We start from the raw sequence: 18,633 nt of genomic DNA on the forward strand, positions 1-18,633 counted from the left end.
GTGTAGCGGTCCTGAGGCCGCTATGTCAGAAAGAGGAATGCGTTATGTATTATGGATTTGATATTGGCGGCACCAAGATTGCGCTCGGCGTGTTTGATAAAGACCTCAAACTGCAGTGGGAAACCCGCGTTCCCACGCCGCGCGAAAGCTACGATGAATTTTTAACCGCCATTACTGCGCTGGTGGCGCAGGCGGATGAACGCTTTGGCGTGAAAGGCAGCGTCGGCATCGGTATTCCGGGGATGCCGGAAACCGATGATGGCACGCTGTATGCCGCCAACGTGCCTGCCGCCAGCGGTAAACCGCTCCGCGCCGACCTCTCGGCCCTCCTTGAACGCGACGTGCGTTTAGATAACGATGCCAACTGCTTTGCCCTCTCTGAAGCCTGGGACGATGAATTCCGTCGCTATCCGCTGGTGATGGGGCTGATCCTCGGTACCGGCGTAGGCGGGGGGATTGTCATCAACGGCAAGCCGATTACCGGGCGCAGCTACATCACCGGCGAGTTTGGTCATATCCGTCTCCCGGTGGATGCGCTGGAGGTGGTGGGGCGTGACTTCCCGCTGACCCGCTGCGGCTGCGGCCAGCACGGCTGTATCGAGAACTATCTCTCAGGACGCGGGTTTGCATGGCTTTACGAACACTTCTATCATCAGAAACTTGAGGCCCCTCAAATCATTACCCTGTGGGAGCAGGGGGATGCGCAGGCGCGTGAGCACGTCGAGCGCTATCTGGATCTGCTGGCGGTGTGTCTGGGAAATATTCTCACCATCGTCGACCCGGATCTGCTGGTGATCGGGGGAGGGCTGTCAAACTTTACTGCGATTACGGAACGGTTGTCCGGGCGTCTGCCCCGACATTTATTGCCGGTCGCCCGCGTGCCGCGCATTGAACGCGCGCGACACGGGGACGCGGGAGGCATGCGCGGAGCCGCATTCCTTCATCTCACCGATTAGTTTACGAGGTCTTTATGCTGTCGCGTCGCCAGGGTCGACTCAGCCGTTTTCGCAAAAACAAACGCCGCTTACGAGAGCGCTTGCGCCAGCGGATCTTTTTCAGAGACAGAATCATGCCAGAAGCGATGGATAAACCCAGAGTGGTGGTACTGACCGGGGCGGGGATCTCCGCCGAGTCAGGAATTCAAACCTTCCGTGCGGCAGACGGGCTGTGGGAAGAGCACCGCGTCGAGGACGTGGCGACGCCGGAAGGCTTTGCCCGCGATCCGGATCTCGTGCAGGCGTTTTACAACGCTCGCCGTCGGCAGCTTCAGCAGCCTGAGATTGCGCCGAACGCGGCGCATCTGGCGCTGGCGAAGCTGGAAGAGGCGCTCGGGGACCGCTTTCTGCTGGTGACGCAGAATATCGACAACCTGCACGAGCGGGCCGGTAACAAGAACATCATCCACATGCATGGCGAGCTGCTTAAAGTTCGCTGCGCCTGGAGCGGCCAGGTGCTGGACTGGAAAGAGGACGTGCTGCCAGAGGACAAGTGCCACTGCTGCCAGTTCCCGTCGCGCCTGCGTCCGCACGTGGTCTGGTTTGGCGAAATGCCGCTGGGGATGGATGAGATCTACAGCGCGCTGGCGATGGCGGACGTGTTTATCGCTATTGGCACATCAGGGCACGTTTACCCGGCGGCGGGGTTTGTTCACGAAGCGCGACTGCATGGGGCGCATACGGTGGAGCTCAATCTGGAGCCGAGCCAGGTGGGCAGCGAGTTTGAAGAGAAGCAATATGGCCTGGCGAGCGAGGTGGTGCCAGCGTTTGTAGATAAGCTTCTGAAGGGGCTGTAAGAGTAACGGGCGACGTTGCGTCGCCCGTTATGTATTGCATTAACGACCTGCTTTTAACTTCTGATAATACTCTTCGTAAAGGCGGCTCGCGTCGCCTACATCGTTCTGCCATTCTCCTTTGCTGATGGTTTCGGCATCCGGATAGAGTGACTTATCGTTAGCCACGTCAGGCTTCAGCAGCTTGCGGGCGGCCAGGTTTGGCGTCGGGTAGCCAATCGTCTCGGCTACCTGTTTCGCCACGTCCGGACGCAGCAGGAAATTAATCAGCTTCAGCGCACCGTCCACGTTCTTCGCGTTGGCCGGGATCGCGAGGCTATCCATCCAGAAGATCCCGCCTTCCTTCGGCCAGACCACCTCCAGCGGCGTACCGGCCTGACGGGCAACATACGCAGAGCCGTTCCACACCATCCCCAGGTTTACTTCGCCTTCCATATACGGGTTTGCCGGGTTATCAGAGTTGAATGCCGCCACGTTAGGCATCAGCTTTTTCAGCTCGTTGTAAGCCGCGTCGATCTCTTTCGGATCGGTGGTGTTACCGGAATAGCCAAGCTTACGCAGCGCGATCTGGAACACTTCACGCGCGTCATCGGTTAACAGCAGGCTGCCTTTGTATTCCGGTTTCCACAGATCGGCCCAGCCGGTGACCGTTTTCGGATCGATGGCCTCGCTGTTCACGCCAATCGCCGTCGCCCCCCAGATGTACGGAATGGAGTAGTCGTTATTCGGGTCGAACGGCTTGTTGAGCATCTCAGGATCGAGGTTTGAAAAATTAGTTAGCTTCGTTTTGTCGATCTTCTGGATCATGCCCTCTTTGCGCATTTTGTCGACAAAGTAGGTGGAAGGAACGACCAGATCGTAGGCGCCGTCCTTGTAGGTTTTGAGCTTGGCATACATGGTTTCATTCGACTCGTAGGTCGAATAGATAACCTTGATGCCCGTCTCCTTTGTGAACTGCTCCAGCAGGCCCGGCGGCACGTATTCCGTCCAGTTGTAGAAGTAGAGCGTTTTGCTGTCATCAGCGTGCGCGGCACCCATGCCAAGCACCAGCGCCGCAGCGGCGAGCATTTTTTTCATTTCATTGTCCCCTGAGATTTTGTTTTATCACGAGCAAGAACCTGGCTGGCGATCACCAGAACCAGCGAAAACAGCAGCAGTATGGTCGCCAGCGCGTTCACCTCCGGTGAGACGCCAACTTTTACCATCGAATAGATCTTCAACGGCAGAATTTCGTAGCTCGGCCCGGTCACGAAGGAGGAAACCACGACGTCATCCATCGACAGGGTAAAGCTGAGCAGCCATCCGGCGGCGACGGCAGGCATCGCCAGCGGCAGGATGATTTTGCGCAGGATGATCATCTCGCTGGCACCCAGATCTTTCGCCGCTTCCAGCATGCGCACGTCGAACCCTTTCAGACGCGCGTAGACGGTGACCACCACAAACGGCAGGCAGAAGGTGATATGGGAAAACAGCAGCGACCAGAAGCCAAGCTGTACGCCCAGCAGCATAAACAGCACCAGCAGCGAAATCGCCATCACGATGTCCGGCGACATCATCACTACAAACAGCATGCCGCTGACGAACGGCTTGCCCCGAAAACGGTAGCGATACAGCGCCACGGCGGTCAGCGAGCCAATCAGCGTGGCGAAGGTGGCGGAGACGATCGCCATCGTCAGCGAGTGCTGTGCGGCCTGCAGCAGGCTGTCATTGTTCATCAGCAGGCTGTACCAGTTGGTGGTAAACCCCTGCCAGTTGATCCCGAACCGCGAGCTGTTAAACGAGTTCACGATCAAAATGATAATCGGGATATAAAGGTAAGCGTAAATGGCGGTCATAAAACCGCCGCGAAGCAGTCGACCGATCATTCGAGTTCCACCTTCTTGTTGAGCAGGCGAGAAGCGCGCCAGTAGACCAGCAGCATCAGCCCCATCACCACCGTGAGCGTAATGCTGGTCGCGGAGCCGAACGGCCAGTCGCGGATGTTCAGGAACTGACTCTTAATCACGTTGCCGATAAGCAGGTTTTTCGCCCCGCCCATCAGGTCAGAAACGTAGAACAGGCCCATCGCCGGGAGCATCACCAGCAGACAGCCCGCAATAATGCCGGGCATGGTCAGCGGAATGATAATGCGGATAAAGGTCTGCAGCTTGCTGGCCCCCAGATCTTTTGCCGCTTCCAGCAGCGGTTTATCGAGCTTCTCAATGCTGGAGTAGAGCGGCATCACCATAAACGGCAGCAGGATATAGACCAGGCCAATGATTACCGCACCTGGGGTAAACATGATGCGCACTGGCGTATCAATCACGCCCAGCCACAGCAGAAACGCGTTGAGGTAGCCTTTGGTGCTGAGGAAGATTTTCAGCCCGTAGATGCGAATCAGCGAGTTGGTCCAGAACGGCACAATCAGTAGAAACAGCAGCAGCGGGCGCACCTTTTGCGGCAGTCCTGCCAGGAACCATGCGAAAGGGTACCCCAGCAGCAGGCAGGCCACGGTGGCAATCAGCGCCATATTGAGCGAGTGCAACAGCACGTCGAAATAGAGCGGATCGAGCAGGCGCGCGTAGTTGTCCAGCGTAAAGACCAGCGAAACGAAGTTTGCATCGTCGCGGGTCAGGAAGCTGGTGGCGATGATCATCAGGTTGGGTAAAAAGACAAATAACACAAGCCAACCGACGATAGTGGCAATAACCACCTTCTGGAACTTACTTGTGTTCTTCATCAGCCAGCACAACCTCCCAGCTTTCTACCCAGTTGATAACCATTTTCTGGTCAAGAGAGTGGTCAAAGTCAGGATCGTCCTCGTTAAAGAATTCGCTGACCATCACCATTTTGCCGTTCTCCAGTTCCACAACGGACTCGAGGGTCATCCCTTTATAGTTACGTTCGCGAACGTAACCGATCAGACCTTCGACGTCGGCCGTGTCGTGGATCTCATCAACGCGGAGATCTTCCGGGCGCAGCAGGACGTTGAGTTTTTGTCCTTTCTCGACGGCAAAGTTCACGGTGATAATGCAGTCGCGTCCCTCGACGTTCGCGCGAACGCGCTGTGCATCCAGACGCTCAAGTACGGTGGCGTTGAAGATATTGATCTCGCCAATAAAGCTGGCGACAAACAGGTTTTTCGGCTCTTCGTATATTTCACGCGGCGTACCGTCCTGTTCAATCTTACCGTCACGCATTACCACGATACGGTCTGACATGGTCAGCGCCTCTTCCTGATCGTGGGTGACGAAGACAAAGGTGATACCGAGCTTGCGCTGTAGCGCTTTCAACTCGTTCTGCATCTGCTTGCGCAGCTTGTAATCCAGCGCGGAGAGGGATTCATCCAGCAGAAGCAGGCGCGGTTTATTGACGACCGCGCGGGCAATGGCCACGCGCTGCTGCTGACCGCCGGAGAGCTGGTGGGGCTTTCGCTGGGCAAACGTCTCCAGCTGAACCATGCGCAGGGCTTCGGTGACGCGCGGTTCGATCTCATTAGCCGGGGTTTTTTGCATCCGCAGGCCAAACGCCACGTTCTCAAACACGGTCATGTGCGGGAACAGGGCGTAGCTCTGAAAAACGGTATTGACGTGGCGATCTTCGGCAGGAACCTGGGTTATGTCCTGGTTCTCAAGATGGATGCGGCCATTATCAACGCTTTCTAGCCCGGCGATAAGGCGCAGCACGGTGGTTTTGCCGCAGCCGGAAGGGCCAAGCAGCGTAAGAAACTCACCATCATTGATGGTCAGGTTGAGGTCGGAAATGACGTCTTTGCCATCAAAGCTTTTACGAATTCGTTCCAGTTGCACCAGCGGTGAACGAGAACGGGATTGTGTATTCAATTTTTGCGCTGTCCCATATAGACGCCTCAGGCAGCAGACTGAAGCGGGGTTTGTGTGTAACCACCTTGGTGACTCGTAATGAGGGCGGACATTCTACGGCAATCCCCCGTAATCGCCAATCCTTGTCACTGATTCATAAGCTACATTTATTAACGCATAAAGATATAAACGTAAAAAGTTCTCGTTTGCGGGATAAAAGTGACCTGACGCAATATTTGCGTTTTGATGCTTACTGATAATGTTGTCACAAAAAGTGAGGGTGACTGCATGGATAAATTACTTGAGCGTTTTTTACAGTATGTTTCGCTGGATACCCAATCTAAGCCGGGTGTCCGCCAGGTGCCAAGCACCGAAGGCCAGTGGAAGTTGTTAAACCTGCTTAAAGAGCAGCTTGAGGCCATGGGGCTGGTCAACGTCACGTTAAGCGAAAAAGGCACTGTGATGGGAACGCTGCCGGCGAATGTGCCGGGTGATATTCCGGCGATTGGCTTTATTTCTCATGTCGATACCTCACCTGATTTTAGCGGCAAACACGTGAACCCGCAGATCGTGGAAAACTACCGCGGCGGTGATATCGCGCTGGGGATTGGCGACGAAGTGCTCTCTCCGGTGATGTTCCCGGTGCTGCACCAGTTGCTCGGCCAGACGCTGATCACCACCGACGGCAAAACGCTGCTGGGGGCGGATGACAAGGCGGGCATCGCGGAAATCATGACGGCGCTGGCGGTGCTGAAAGGTAAAAACATCCCGCACGGGGACATCCGCGTTGCTTTTACCCCAGATGAAGAGGTAGGTAAGGGCGCGAAGCACTTCGACGTGGACGCTTTTAACGCGCAGTGGGCGTATACCGTCGACGGCGGTGGCGTGGGCGAGCTGGAGTATGAAAACTTCAACGCGGCGTCGGTGACCATAAAAATTGTCGGAAACAACGTTCACCCCGGGTCTGCCAAAGGGGTGATGGTGAACGCGCTGTCGCTGGCGTCGCGTATTCATGCGGAAGTCCCGGCGGAAGAGAGCCCTGAACAGACAGAGGGGTACGAGGGCTTTTATCACCTCACCAGCATCAAAGGCACCGTGGACAGCGCGCAGATGCACTACATCATCCGCGATTTCGACCGTAAAGCCTTTGAGGCGCGCAAGCGCAAAATGATGGAGATCGCCAAGAAGGTTGGGAAGGGATTGCATCCTGACTGCTATATTGAGCTGATCATTGAAGACAGCTATTACAATATGCGCGACAAGGTGATGGCCCATCCGCACATTCTGGATATCGCCCAGCAGGCGATGCGAGACTGCGATATTGAACCGGTCTTAAAACCGATTCGCGGCGGAACTGACGGTTCGCAGCTATCGTTTATGGGGCTACCGTGCCCGAACCTGTTTACCGGGGGCTATAACTACCACGGCAAGCATGAGTTTGTGACGCTGGAAGGGATGGAAAAGGCGGTGAAGGTGATTGTGCGCATAGCCGAGTTAACCGCTAAACGCTAAAAAAATGCCCGGTGGCGCAGCGCCACCGGGCATTGTCACAACTCAGTCCTCAAAGAACCAGTACCCGCTGTTGACCAGCGCGGCCAGCATCGCGAGGAAGGATGGGTCTTCCAGCGCGTCGCCAAAGGTTTCTGCAGTCAGTACCATATGGCTGGCAATGGCTTCCAGCGCCGGACGGTGCGGGGAGTCGAGCTTCTCACCGTTGACGAAGACCTCTTCACCAATGCGCAGCACGCGTAATCCGCCCAGACGAACCAGCTTGTCACCCTGCTGCAGCGCATCATAGATCTCATCTGCCTGATACGGCGGCTCCGGCGGTGCAACGTCCAGCTCGTGGCGTGACTGGCTGATAAATTCGCCAAACCACTGCCTGAAATGTTCCGGCTCGTTGATCAGATCCAGCATCATGCCGCGCAGCTTATCCAGCTCTTCTGGCACGATGTCTGCCGGATGCTCGCGCGCAGGCACATCCGGATCGCTGTAGCGATAGCTTCCCAGCTCGCGCTGCAGGACATAGTCTGCAAAGCCGCTGATCATTTCGCGGCCGCTTGGCGCACGGAACCCGACAGAGTAGTTCAGCGAGTTCTCCAGGGAGTAACCTTCGTGAGGGAATCCTGGTGGAATGTAGAGAATATCGCCTGGCTCCAGCTCTTCGTCGATAATGCCTTCGAACGGATCCACCTGAAGCAGATCCGGGTGCGGGCAGTGCTGCTTCATCGGCACTTTTTCGCCCACGCGCCAGCGGCGGCGGCCCGTGCCCTGAATGATAAACACGTCGTACTGGTCCAGATGCGGACCCACGCCGCCGCCAGGTACGGAGAAGGAGATCATCAGATCGTCCATTCGCCAGTCTGGCAGGGCGCGGAACGGGCGCATTAGCGCGGCAGTCGGCTCGTGCCAGTGGTTAACCGCCTGCACCAGCAGCGACCAGTTGCTTTCGCCGAGATGATCGTAGCTTTCGAAAGGACCGTGGCTGACCTGCCATTTCCCGTCCTGGTGGCTGACCAGACGGCTGTCGACTTCGTTTTCCATGGCCAGACCGGCCAGCTCGTCAGGTGAGATAGGGTCGACAAAGTTGCTGAACCCGCGTTTCAGAACCACCGGGCGCTTTTGCCAGTAACGTTCAATAAACTCGGGCCAGTTAAGTGTTAAGTGATAATCCATATTTTTTTATCCGCAGGCTCTTACTGACTCGGATTATAACGGAAGCTCAGCCCCCCGGCTGCGAGATCCTCGCATTTTTCACATAACGGGTTAACTATCGTCCGATGTGGGCTGCTGACGACCAAAAATCACTTCCATTCTGGCCCCGCCGAGCAAGCTTTCGCTGGTTTCGATTTTTCCGTCATACTGGTCGACAATCTCGCGGGCGACGGCTAAACCCACGCCCTGACCGGGGCGCAGCGTATCCGCTCGCTGACCGCGATCGAACACCACATCACGTTTATTAAGCGGGATCCCGGGGCCATCATCCTCAACGATAATGTGTAACTCGTTATCCGTCTGGCGCGCCGATACTTCAACAAACTCCAGGCAGTATTTACAGGCGTTATCCAGCAGGTTGCCCATCACTTCCATAAAGTCATTTTTTTCGCCAACAAAGCTAATTTCAGGCGAAATGTCGAGGCTGATGTTGACCCCTTTACGCTGATACACCTTGTTAAGGGCGGACGTGAGATTATCCAGCAGCGGGGCCACCGGGTGCAGCTCGCGGCTCAGGAGCGCGCTGCCGGAACGCATGCTGGCGCGGTGCAGATAGTAGCCAATTTGCTGCGAGATTCGGCTGATTTGTTCCAGCATCACCGGCTCGGCATCGTCGACGCTCAGCCTTGAGCTGCGCATGGAACGCAGGGTGCTTTGCATTACGGCCAGCGGCGTTTTCAGGCTGTGGGTGAGGTCGGTCAGGGTCGTACGGTACTTATCATAGCGTTCACGCTCGCTTTTCAGCAGGCGATTGAGGTTACGCACCAGACTGGTCAGCTCACGGGTGGTTTCCGGATTGAGCTTTTCACGATGATGTTCCTCAAGCTCGCGCACCTCTCGCGCCAGGGACTCAATAGGGCGCAAGCTCCACCACGCCGCCACCCAAAGCAGCGGGATCACCAGCAGCAGGTTTGCGGCCAGAACATAAACGAACCAGCCCCAGACCTTATAGGAACGTTTTAGCTCAACCGGAATGGTGTCGATCACCACAATGGTTAACTGCGGCATGTTCATGGTCGCCGGGTAGATATTGATCGCCACCGAGTGCGTCATTTCCGTCTCGGCATCGTCAGCCCGGATTTCATTGAGCTTTTGCTGCATCGAGCGATCTTCGCGAATCAGCGTGCTGGTGGTATTGAGATCGGCTTCTATCTCATGAAACCCGTTGGTTTTGAGCCACTCCGGACGAATGCTTTTCGCCAGCCACGGAATATCGCGTTGCGCCCAAAGCAACTTTCCCTTTTCATTGTAAATCAGGGCTAAAGTAGGACTCTGTTGATCCAGGTTCTCTGGCATTTCAACGGTGATGTGGTTGTCTTCCCATGTGGCCAGGGTATAAAACAGATTACTTTCGCCGCGTAACAGTCGGAAGGTCGTTTTATCGAAGCTGACGCTGTAGCCCACCAGGGCGACCAGACCGTAGGAGAGCGACAGCACCAGCACCACCGCGGCCGTTGCCAGTAAAAAACGAACCCGCAGCGAGAGGGGCAGAATGTGGCGCAAAATCCGTCTCATTTAGCGTAATTCGAACAGGTAGCCCTGGCCGCGGACGGTCGTAATCACGTCCTGCGGATACTGCGCCTGAATTTTCTTACGCAAACGGCCCATCAGCACGTCTATGGTGTGACTCTCGCGCAGCTCAGCGTCAGGGTAGAGCTGGAGCATTAAGGAGTCTTTGCTCACTACTTTTCCGCTGTTACGGATCAGCGTTTCCATAATGGTGTATTCGAACGCGGTGAGCTTGATCACTTCATCGTTAATCGAGAGCTCGCGACGGGAGAGATCCACCTGGAAAGGCGGAATGGAGATAACCTGTGAAGCCAGCCCGCTGTTGCGGCGTAACAGCGCCTGCATGCGCGCCGCCACTTCTTCAATGTGAAACGGTTTGGTGACGTAATCATCCGCACCGGCGCTGAGCACTTCAACTTTGTCCTGCCAGCCTTCGCGGGCGGTGAGAACCAGAACCGGCAGGGAAACGTCATGGCTGCGCCAGCGACGAATTAACGACAGGCCGTCTTCATCAGGCAGGCCTAAATCGACAATGGCGATGTCCGGCAGGTGTTCATTGAGATAATAATCGGCTTCTTTTGCATCTTCAGCATCATCCACCTGATGTCCCATCTCCTGAAGCTGAACCTTCAGGTGGTGGCGTAGCAATGCGTTATCCTCAACAACCAGTACGCGCATCATCTTTTCTCCCAGAATAAATAGTATGAATAGTTTAACGCTGATTATGTTGCTGTGGGGATAAACATTCAGTAAACCGGGGAAAAGCAACCCCCTTTCCGGGCGGAAAGGGGGGAAGGAACATTACTTCAGCTCATCAACCATGGTGATGGCGCGGCCAATGTAATTCGCCGGAGTCATGGCCTTCAGGCGGGTTTTCTCTTCTTCCGGCAGTGCCAGACCGTCGATAAACTGTTTCATGCCTTCGGCATCGACGCGTTTACCGCGTGTCAGCTCTTTCAGCTTCTCGTACGGTTTTTCGATACCGTAGCGGCGCATCACGGTCTGAATCGGCTCTGCCAATACTTCCCAGTTGTGATCCAGCTCGTCCAGAAGACGGTCACGGTTCACTTCGAGCTTGCTCACGCCCTTCAGGGTGGACTGATACGCGATCAGCGCGTAGCCAATGCCCACGCCCAGGTTACGCAGCACGGTGGAGTCGGTCAGGTCACGCTGCCAGCGGGATACCGGCAGCTTGCTCGCCATATGCTGCAGCACGGCATTCGCCAGGCCCAGGTTGCCTTCGGAGTTTTCGAAGTCGATTGGGTTCACTTTGTGCGGCATGGTGGAGGAGCCAATTTCCCCGGCGATGGTCTTCTGCTTGAAGTGGTTCAGCGCGATGTAGCCCCACACGTCGCGATCGAAGTCGATCAGGATGGTGTTGAAGCGCGCGATGCAGTCAAACAGCTCTGCAATGTAGTCGTGCGGCTCAATCTGGGTGGTGTACGGGTTCCACTGGATCCCCAGAGAGGTCACGAACTCTTCGCTGAACTGATGCCAGTCCACTTCCGGGTACGCGGCAATGTGGGCATTGTAGTTACCGACCGCGCCGTTGATTTTACCCAGAATTTCAACCTGCTCCAGCTGACGATACTGGCGCTCCATACGGTACGCCACGTTCGCCATCTCTTTACCCATCGTGGATGGGGTGGCTGGCTGGCCGTGAGTACGGGAAAGCAACGGAATGTCGCGGTATTCCACGGACAGCGCTTTCACCGCGTCGATGATTTTACGCCAGTAAGGCAGCACCACTTCTTTACGCGCGGTGGAGAGCATCAGCGCGTGAGACAGGTTGTTGATATCTTCGGACGTACAGGCGAAGTGAATGAACTCGGATACCGCATGCAGGGCCGGGACGCTTTCCACTTTCTCTTTCAGGAAGTACTCAACCGCTTTCACGTCGTGGTTGGTGGTGCGTTCAATGGTCTTAATGCGCGCGGCATCTTCTTCGCTAAACTCAGCAACGATTTTATCAAGGTAATCGTTTGCCTTTTCGTCAAAAGCAGGAACTTCCTTGATTGCTGCCTGGGCGGCCAGCTTCTGCAGCCAGCGTACTTCAACCTGAACACGGAACTTCAGCAAACCATATTCGCTGAAGATCCCGCGCAGCGCGCTGACTTTATCGCCGTAGCGTCCATCGACAGGGGATACGGCGGTCAGTGAGGATAATTCCATAATTCGCAACTCCGGGAGGTTAACAATGAGCAAGAATTTGTTTTGCCTGAGTAGTCAGGCGATTACGAGAAAACATTAACTGCAGGCGGCCACCGCCAACCTGATGCCACAGCACGGCGGCGCGGATCCCAGCCAGCAGGGAAGCGCGTACCTTCGCCTGCACCTGCGGGCTTTGCAGCACGGCAGGGGATCCGGTGACCTGAATGCGCGGGCCCAGCGGGCTGATGACGTCAACGTAAATGCCCGCCATGGCGCTCAGCAGCGTTTCAGACTGCAGGTCAAAATGGTCGAGCTGACGCTGTAGCCCGGCGATGCGATCGCCCAGGGTATTGAGCGCGCCTTTCGCCGCGCTCAGCTTACGCTCAAGCACCATCAGGCTTAAGGTGTAGCGGGTCAGTTCCGCGTTTAACCCCTGACGGCTACTGGCGTTAAGCACGCCAAGCAGGGTTTCAAGACCGAGACGAAGATTGGTTTCGCTGCCGCCGAACACGCCCAGGGTTGAACCGGGGTTGAGGTCGATAACGCTGTTGAGCGAAACGTGCAGGGCATCAGCGTCACAGTGACCCTGATGCGCCAGCTGTTGCACCAGACGAGCAGACTGGCAAATTCCTGCCAGCGCCAGGGTGATGTCATAATAATTCTTCGCCACACGGTCTCCTTTATGTGTGCAATCGGTTAAACAGCGGGCAGCGGCAGGCGCTGTTCAATGATCCCGCCGCCCAGGCAGATTTCGCCGCTGTAGAAGACAGCAGACTGGCCCGGGGTAACGGCGGCGACCGGCTCGTCGAAACGGACGTCAATACGGTCGTCATCAAGCGCGGTGATGGTGCAAGGAATATCGGTCTGGCGGTAGCGCGTTTTCACCGTACAGCGCAGCGTGCCTTTCAGGGGCTCGCGATCGACCCAGTGCAACTGCTGTGCGATAAGGCCAACGGACATCAGACGCGGGTGGTCGTGACCCTGAGCCACCACCAGAATATTGTTTTCGACGTCTTTGTCGACCACGTACCACGGATCTTCGCTGCCTTCTTTCGTCCCACCAATACCGAGGCCTTTACGCTGGCCTAAGGTGTGGTACATCAGCCCCTGATGCTGACCAATCTCGTCGCCATCAACGGTGACAATTTTACCTGGCTGTGCAGGCAGGTAGCGGCCCAGGAAATCACGGAATTTGCGCTCGCCGATAAAGCAGATACCGGTGGAGTCTTTTTTGTTCGCGGTGATCAGGTCCAGCTCTTCGGCAATTTTACGCACTTCCGGCTTTTCCAGTTCGCCGACCGGGAACAGGCTTTGCGCAATCTGTTCGTGGCTCAGCGTATAAAGGAAGTAGCTCTGGTCTTTATTGCCGTCGAGGCCGCGCAGCAGCTGGCTTTTGCCATTCACGTCCGCACGACGCACGTAGTGACCGGTCGCAATGTAGTCAGCGCCCAGATCTTCCGCGGCGAATTCCAGGAAAGCTTTAAATTTGATCTCTTTGTTGCACAGAATATCCGGGTTCGGGGTACGGCCCGCTTTGTACTCTTCCAGGAACAGTTCAAAGACGTTGTCCCAGTATTCTGCGGCAAAGTTAACGGTGTGCAGTTCAATGCCGAGCTTGTCGCATACGGCCTGCGCGTCGGCGAGATCCGCTGCGGCAGTGCAGTATTCCTCGCCATCGTCTTCCTCCCAGTTCTTCATGAACAGGCCCTCCACCTTATAGCCCTGTTGCTGCAACAGGTAGGCGGAAACGGAGGAATCGACACCGCCGGACATGCCGACGATCACTTTTTTCTGGCTGTTATCTGACATGGAATACTCACGACATTGAACTTCAAGGCGGCGTATTCTATCACGCCCCCCCACCGTTGACACCCTCTGTAAACGGCCAGTTAAATTCTCCGATGACACCCAGCGGCAGGCGTGCGCCTGACTGCCAGCAGCGGATGCTTTCCGCAACCAGCGGCGAGCGCAGGTTTGGCGCGTTCAGGATCTCCTCGGCGGTGACCCACAGGCAGCGATCGATATCGTCATCATGCGGTTCTGTGGCGCACGTTTCGCTAAGCTCAACGGCGAATAAAAAGCGCAGGAATGGGGTGCTGTCGGGCGCAATCCACTGGTGCATGCGAATGAAGTGCTGGGGCTCAGCGCGAATGCCGGTCTCTTCCCAGAGCTCGCGCTTCGCGGCCTGCAGCAACGTTTCATTGGCTTCAAGATGCCCGGCAGGCTGATTCCACAGCGCCCTGCCGTTGATGCTCTCTTCCACAACGAGGAATTTTCCCTGCGCGTGCACCACGCAGGCGACCGTAACATGAGGTTTAAACATCATTTCTCCTTAAGGGGCAGCATCGCGCCATTCGCCGTTCGCCAGCGTATCCAGCGTGTAGCTGCCCATGGCGTAGCGAATCAGACGTAGGGTAGGGAAGCCGACGTGCGCGGTCATTCGCCTCACCTGGCGGTTGCGGCCTTCATACAGGGTGATTTTGAGCCAGCTTGTCGGGATGGATTTACGCTCGCGAATGGGCGGGTTACGCGGCCACAGCCACTCCGGCTCATTCACGCGTTCAATACCGGCGGGCAGGGTGGGACCGTCGTTCAGCGTCACCCCGCTGCGCAGTTTCGCCAGCGTCTCTTCGTCCGGCTCGCCTTCAACCTGCACAAAGTAAATTTTGCCGGTGCGTTTGCCCGGTTGTGTAAGCTTTGCCTGTAGGGCGCCGTCGTTGGTTAGGACCAAAAGTCCTTCGCTGTCCCGGTCCAGGCGACCGGCGGCGTAGACGCCCTGAACGGGAATGTAATCCTTTAGCGTGCTGCGTCCGGCCTCATCGGTAAACTGCGGCAAAACATCGTAGGGTTTATTGAACAGAATAACCCGCTTTGGCTGGGTTTCTTGTGGTCGTCTGGCGGCTTGTCGTGAGCTGAATCGCTCAACCCGGTGTTTTGTAAAAGAAGTTTTCTTCATGGTATTTTCAGGCGTTATCAATTGCCGCATTATAGCCTAATAACGAAGACCTTTCATGGCGCAGGACAATCAGGTACTATCGAAGGGCTCATTACAATTTATTAACATAAGATCAGTAACAACCAGAAGCGCTCGAAGGAGAGGTTAATGGAAAGCAAAGTAGTTGTTCCGGCGGAAGGTAAAAAGATCACCCTGCAAAACGGCAAGATTAACGTTCCTCACAATCCGATTATTCCGTTCATCGAAGGCGACGGTATCGGTGTAGACGTTACCCCGGCAATGCTGAAAGTGGTTGATGCCGCTGTTGAGAAAGCCTACAAAGGCGAGCGTAAAATTTCCTGGATGGAAATTTACACCGGTGAGAAATCAACGCAAGTTTATGGCCAGGACGTCTGGCTGCCAGCGGAAACGCTGGACCTGATCCGCGACTACCGCGTTGCTATTAAAGGCCCACTGACCACTCCGGTCGGCGGCGGCATCCGTTCCCTGAACGTGGCGCTGCGTCAGGAGCTGGACCTGTACGTGTGTCTGCGTCCGGTTCGTTACTATCAGGGCACCCCAAGCCCGGTTAAGCACCCTGAACTGACCGACATGGTTATCTTCCGCGAAAACTCAGAAGACATCTACGCGGGTATCGAGTGGAAAGCGGACTCTGCTGATGCAGAAAAAGTGATTAAATTCCTGCGCGAAGAGATGGGCGTGAAGAAAATTCGCTTCCCTGAGCACTGCGGTATCGGCATTAAGCCGTGCTCTGAAGAAGGGACCAAGCGCCTGGTGCGTGCGGCCATCGAATACGCGATCACCAACGACCGTGATTCTGTGACCCTGGTTCACAAGGGCAACATCATGAAGTTCACCGAAGGCGCGTTCAAAGACTGGGGCTACCAGCTGGCGACCGAAGAGTTCGGCGGTGAGCTGATCGACGGCGGCCCGTGGCAGAAGATCAAGAACCCGAACACCGGCAAAGAGATCATCATTAAAGATGTGATCGCCGATGCGTTCCTGCAGCAGATCCTGCTGCGTCCTGCTGAATACGACGTGATCGCCTGTATGAACCTGAACGGTGACTACATCTCTGACGCCCTGGCGGCACAGGTTGGCGGTATCGGTATCGCCCCTGGCGCGAACATCGGCGACGAGTGCGCCCTGTTCGAAGCAACCCACGGTACTGCACCAAAATACGCAGGCCAGGACAAAGTGAACCCAGGCTCTATCATCCTCTCCGCAGAGATGATGCTGCGCCATATGGAATGGTTCGAAGCCGCAGACCTGATCGTCAAAGGTATGGAAGGCGCGATCAACGCGAAAACCGTAACTTACGATTTCGAACGTCTGATGGAAGGCGCTAAGCTGCTGAAATGCTCAGAGTTTGGCGACGCGATTATCGCGAACATGTAATCCAGATTCTGGGTTAAACAAGAGCGGGGGCCTGAGGGTTCCCGTTTTTTTTGCCTCTGCCTGCGGGAAATAACACGATGCTCGCTACTGTTCTTATCGCTGTCGTTGCATTCATCCATATCTACATTCTTGTGCTGGAAATGTTCCTGTGGAACACCAGAACAGGGCACAAGGCCTTTAATCTGCGTCCCGATTTTGCGCGCGACACCCGCGTGCTGGCCGCGAATCAGGGGCTGTATAATGGTTTTCTGGCTGCGGGTCTGCTCTGGAGCCTCTGGCTTGGTGAAAAGGGTATATCTGTGGCCATCTTCTTCCTGACCTGCGTGTTGATTGCCGGACTCTTTGGCGCAGCGACCGCCAGCCGAAAGATACTGTACGTTCAGGCCATACCTGCTCTTGCAGCCCTGCTTGCCCTGCTTATCTGACGCAACGCGTTGGTTAAACGTACGTCGTCGGATATACTTGTGACTTCACCCTCAGAGATTAACGCTGTTATGAATAACGAAATTCCACTGAAGTATTATGACATCGTCGAAGAGTACGCGACGGAAGCCACAAAGCCCGTGAGTGAGTCAGAGCAGGACTCGCTGGCGCATTATTTCCAGCTGCTTCTCACGCGTTTGTCGAATAATGAGGAGATCGATGAGGAAGCTCAGCAGGAGATGGCGCGTGAAGCCGGGGTTCGTGCCGAACGAATTGATGATATTGCGAACTTTCTCAATCAGTGGGGAAACGAGTAACCTACCGCGCGATCCCAGCGAGTCGCTTCGCAAGCTCGCTTCGGGTGACGGATTTTGAGAAATACCATCCCTGAATCAGCGCCTCGGGGTATCTTTCAGCAATAAAGCGATACTGTATTTCGCTCTCTACGCCTTCGAAAACAAGCGTTTTATTCAGTTTTGCGAGGGCGTCGCTAAAGATGACAAAAATGTTCTGCTTGTAATGTTCACTGATGCCATCGACCAGCGACTTGTCGATTTTGATCTCATCATATTCAAGCAGCGAAAGCCTTGCCAGGTTTGAGTTTTGCACCCCGAAGTCATCAATGGATATTCTCACGCCAAGGTTTTTTAAATCCTTGCAGAAATCTTCCAGAATATTCCCCGTTGAAATGGCTTTTTCAGAAAGCTCGATTTTGATCAGAGAGAGCGGAATGTTATTAGCTAAACAGCTACGGCGCAAAATGCTGATAAACTGTCCGTCTTCAATTTCCGTTCGGCCAACATTGAGCGAAACAACCAGATGATATTTAATAATAAGTGGCGCGATATCCGAAAGGGATTTTTGGAGAATATTAATATAGTAATTTTTATACAGGCCAATTTTTTTGATTAATGGAATAAACAGTTCCGGGGAGACGTCACCGTATCTTGCGTCACGCCATCTCGACAAGACCTCCACGCCTACAATTTTTTTATCCTCAATCCGAACAATGGGCTGGTAATGAACGCCGATGGTATTAGTGATAACAGCTTTGACCAGCGTCCGCTCCAGGGAGAACCGGTCCTCGTTGAGTCGAAAGAAAAAGAGCGTTATTGCAATCCAGATAAAACATAAAATGACCGCGAGAACGATAAATAGAACGGGAGATAATGAGGCCAGACCCGCGTTGTGATGCTTCACAATGACGCACAAATCCCACGTGGTGCTGCACCGGGTGAGGGTCAGGGTAAACAAGGAAGAATTCAGTTCGCTCTGTTGGTTTAATTCAGGCGTAGCCGAAAAAAACGTTCTGCTTAAGTCCCTGGTGGTGGTGCTCAGAGAATAGCTCTCCGTAACCGGGGTGAATTTATCGTAAGCATAGCGGGAGGTGAAGATAATGTGATTATTATAGATGGCCGCATTGCCGGTAAAAAAATCCTTTCTCGAAAATTGCGCGAGGAGAAATCCTCTGGGCGTTTCATGGAGCTCTTCAGGAAGCGAGACAGGATTAACGAGTTTACCCCAAAAAGCGGTACAGACTATTTTTCCCTTTTCAATAAAACCGACGTCAGCGACATAGCGGCTTTCGAGCTTGACCTGCCGGTAGCGATCGAGGCTGTCTCTGTCGCATCCCTGTGTGGTCAGGTTTTTGAGCGTCTGCGCCATGCTCTGGGTCAGACTTTCTGAATGCTGTAAAAGGGTTCGGGAAATCTCAAGCTGTTTGCTTTTCTGCTGGCTCCCGATAACTGCATTAACCGCAAAAAGAGACAGGAAGACCAGAAACGCTGAAACGATAGTAACGGCAATGATCTTTTTCATTTTCCAGATACCCTGTCCGCTCCCTCATCTCTCAAATCTTATCACAGGCAGTGCAAGCTACAAGACTGATAATA

19 protein-coding genes are annotated in these 18,633 nt (G+C 54.9%); 6 read left to right on the plus strand and 13 right to left on the minus strand.

Annotated features, from left to right (window positions below):
- The first annotated feature begins 44 nt into the window (after positions 1-44).
- Positions 45-956 (plus strand): N-acetylglucosamine kinase, encoded by a 912-nt coding sequence (nagK, locus tag IM313_RS19815; RefSeq protein WP_028012741.1) that lies wholly within the window; start codon positions 45-47, stop codon positions 954-956.
- 14 nt (positions 957-970) lie between these two features.
- Complete coding sequence (cobB, locus tag IM313_RS19820) at positions 971-1,792, plus strand: Sir2 family NAD+-dependent deacetylase (protein ID WP_041910499.1); 822 nt, start codon at positions 971-973, stop codon at positions 1,790-1,792.
- A gap of 39 nt (positions 1,793-1,831) precedes the next feature.
- On the opposite strand, the gene potD is transcribed toward cobB, so the two are convergent.
- Genes potD through potA form a run of 4 tightly spaced genes read right to left on the minus strand, consistent with a single transcriptional unit; the run spans position 1,832 to position 5,640 of the window.
- Positions 1,832-2,866, minus strand: coding sequence for a spermidine/putrescine ABC transporter substrate-binding protein PotD (potD, locus tag IM313_RS19825; RefSeq protein WP_028012743.1), 1,035 nt, complete (start codon positions 2,864-2,866; stop codon positions 1,832-1,834).
- Complete coding sequence (gene potC, locus IM313_RS19830) at positions 2,863-3,654, minus strand: spermidine/putrescine ABC transporter permease PotC (protein ID WP_048959704.1); 792 nt, start codon at positions 3,652-3,654, stop codon at positions 2,863-2,865. The genes potD and potC overlap by 4 nt, the downstream gene beginning before the upstream one ends.
- Positions 3,651-4,508: a spermidine/putrescine ABC transporter permease PotB gene (gene potB / locus IM313_RS19835; RefSeq protein WP_041910497.1), complete on the minus strand. Its 858-nt coding sequence runs from the start codon at positions 4,506-4,508 to the stop codon at positions 3,651-3,653. The genes potC and potB overlap by 4 nt, the downstream gene beginning before the upstream one ends.
- Positions 4,492-5,640: a spermidine/putrescine ABC transporter ATP-binding protein PotA gene (gene potA, locus IM313_RS19840; protein ID WP_167401640.1), complete on the minus strand. Its 1,149-nt coding sequence runs from the start codon at positions 5,638-5,640 to the stop codon at positions 4,492-4,494. Before potA ends, potB begins: the two co-directional genes overlap by 17 nt.
- Positions 5,641-5,877: 237 nt before the next feature.
- On the opposite strand from potA, the gene pepT reads away from it, so the two are divergent.
- The gene (gene pepT, locus IM313_RS19845) at positions 5,878-7,101 is read left to right on the plus strand and encodes a peptidase T (RefSeq protein ID WP_032644861.1); all 1,224 of its coding nucleotides are present in this window, start codon (positions 5,878-5,880) and stop codon (positions 7,099-7,101) included.
- A 42-nt stretch (positions 7,102-7,143) separates the two neighbouring features.
- Here the strand turns inward: pepT and IM313_RS19850 are convergent, their stop codons facing one another.
- The 8 genes from IM313_RS19850 to rluE all read right to left on the minus strand — a co-directional run bounded on the left by IM313_RS19850 (position 7,144) and on the right by rluE (position 14,950).
- A complete protein-coding gene (locus tag IM313_RS19850; protein WP_047364295.1) occupies positions 7,144-8,265 on the minus strand; it encodes a cupin domain-containing protein in 1,122 nt (373 codons plus the stop codon).
- Positions 8,266-8,355: 90 nt separating this feature from the next.
- Positions 8,356-9,819 carry a two-component system sensor histidine kinase PhoQ gene (gene phoQ, locus IM313_RS19855; RefSeq protein WP_045630113.1) on the minus strand — a complete coding sequence of 488 codons (1,464 nt, stop codon included), beginning with the start codon at positions 9,817-9,819 and terminating at the stop codon, positions 8,356-8,358.
- Entirely contained in the window at positions 9,820-10,491 is a 672-nt protein-coding gene (gene phoP, locus IM313_RS19860; protein ID WP_025911763.1) for a two-component system response regulator PhoP, read from the minus strand. It abuts the gene before it with no gap.
- 123 nt (positions 10,492-10,614) lie between these two features.
- Positions 10,615-11,985, minus strand: a complete 1,371-nt coding sequence (gene purB, locus IM313_RS19865) for an adenylosuccinate lyase (RefSeq protein ID WP_014883421.1) — start codon at positions 11,983-11,985, stop codon at positions 10,615-10,617.
- A gap of 19 nt (positions 11,986-12,004) precedes the next feature.
- Positions 12,005-12,634, minus strand: coding sequence for a high frequency lysogenization protein HflD (gene hflD, locus IM313_RS19870; protein WP_013097081.1), 630 nt, complete (start codon positions 12,632-12,634; stop codon positions 12,005-12,007).
- A 26-nt stretch (positions 12,635-12,660) separates the two neighbouring features.
- Positions 12,661-13,773: a tRNA 2-thiouridine(34) synthase MnmA gene (mnmA, locus tag IM313_RS19875; RefSeq protein WP_192970919.1), complete on the minus strand. Its 1,113-nt coding sequence runs from the start codon at positions 13,771-13,773 to the stop codon at positions 12,661-12,663.
- 40 nt (positions 13,774-13,813) lie between these two features.
- Positions 13,814-14,287, minus strand: coding sequence for an NUDIX hydrolase (locus IM313_RS19880; protein ID WP_028012752.1), 474 nt, complete (start codon positions 14,285-14,287; stop codon positions 13,814-13,816).
- Between the two features lie 9 nt (positions 14,288-14,296).
- Positions 14,297-14,950 carry a 23S rRNA pseudouridine(2457) synthase RluE gene (gene rluE, locus IM313_RS19885; protein WP_045261618.1) on the minus strand — a complete coding sequence of 218 codons (654 nt, stop codon included), beginning with the start codon at positions 14,948-14,950 and terminating at the stop codon, positions 14,297-14,299.
- Positions 14,951-15,067: 117 nt separating this feature from the next.
- On the opposite strand from rluE, the gene icd reads away from it, so the two are divergent.
- From icd to IM313_RS19900, 3 genes are all read left to right on the plus strand, one after another.
- On the plus strand, positions 15,068-16,318 hold the full coding sequence (gene icd, locus IM313_RS19890) for an NADP-dependent isocitrate dehydrogenase (protein WP_003857898.1): 1,251 nt from the start codon (positions 15,068-15,070) through the stop codon (positions 16,316-16,318).
- A gap of 77 nt (positions 16,319-16,395) precedes the next feature.
- Positions 16,396-16,743: a DUF1304 domain-containing protein gene (locus tag IM313_RS19895; RefSeq protein ID WP_028012754.1), complete on the plus strand. Its 348-nt coding sequence runs from the start codon at positions 16,396-16,398 to the stop codon at positions 16,741-16,743.
- 69 nt (positions 16,744-16,812) lie between these two features.
- A complete protein-coding gene (locus IM313_RS19900; RefSeq protein ID WP_028012755.1) occupies positions 16,813-17,058 on the plus strand; it encodes a DUF2543 family protein in 246 nt (81 codons plus the stop codon).
- Position 17,059: 1 nt separating this feature from the next.
- On the opposite strand, the gene IM313_RS19905 is transcribed toward IM313_RS19900, so the two are convergent.
- On the minus strand, positions 17,060-18,559 hold the full coding sequence (locus IM313_RS19905; RefSeq protein ID WP_192970920.1) for an EAL domain-containing protein: 1,500 nt from the start codon (positions 18,557-18,559) through the stop codon (positions 17,060-17,062).
- Between the last annotated feature and the right edge of the window lie 74 nt (positions 18,560-18,633).

The sequence above is a fragment of the Enterobacter cloacae complex sp. P2B genome, from assembly GCF_014895985.1.
GTDB classification, from domain to species: domain Bacteria; phylum Pseudomonadota; class Gammaproteobacteria; order Enterobacterales; family Enterobacteriaceae; genus Enterobacter; species Enterobacter bugandensis.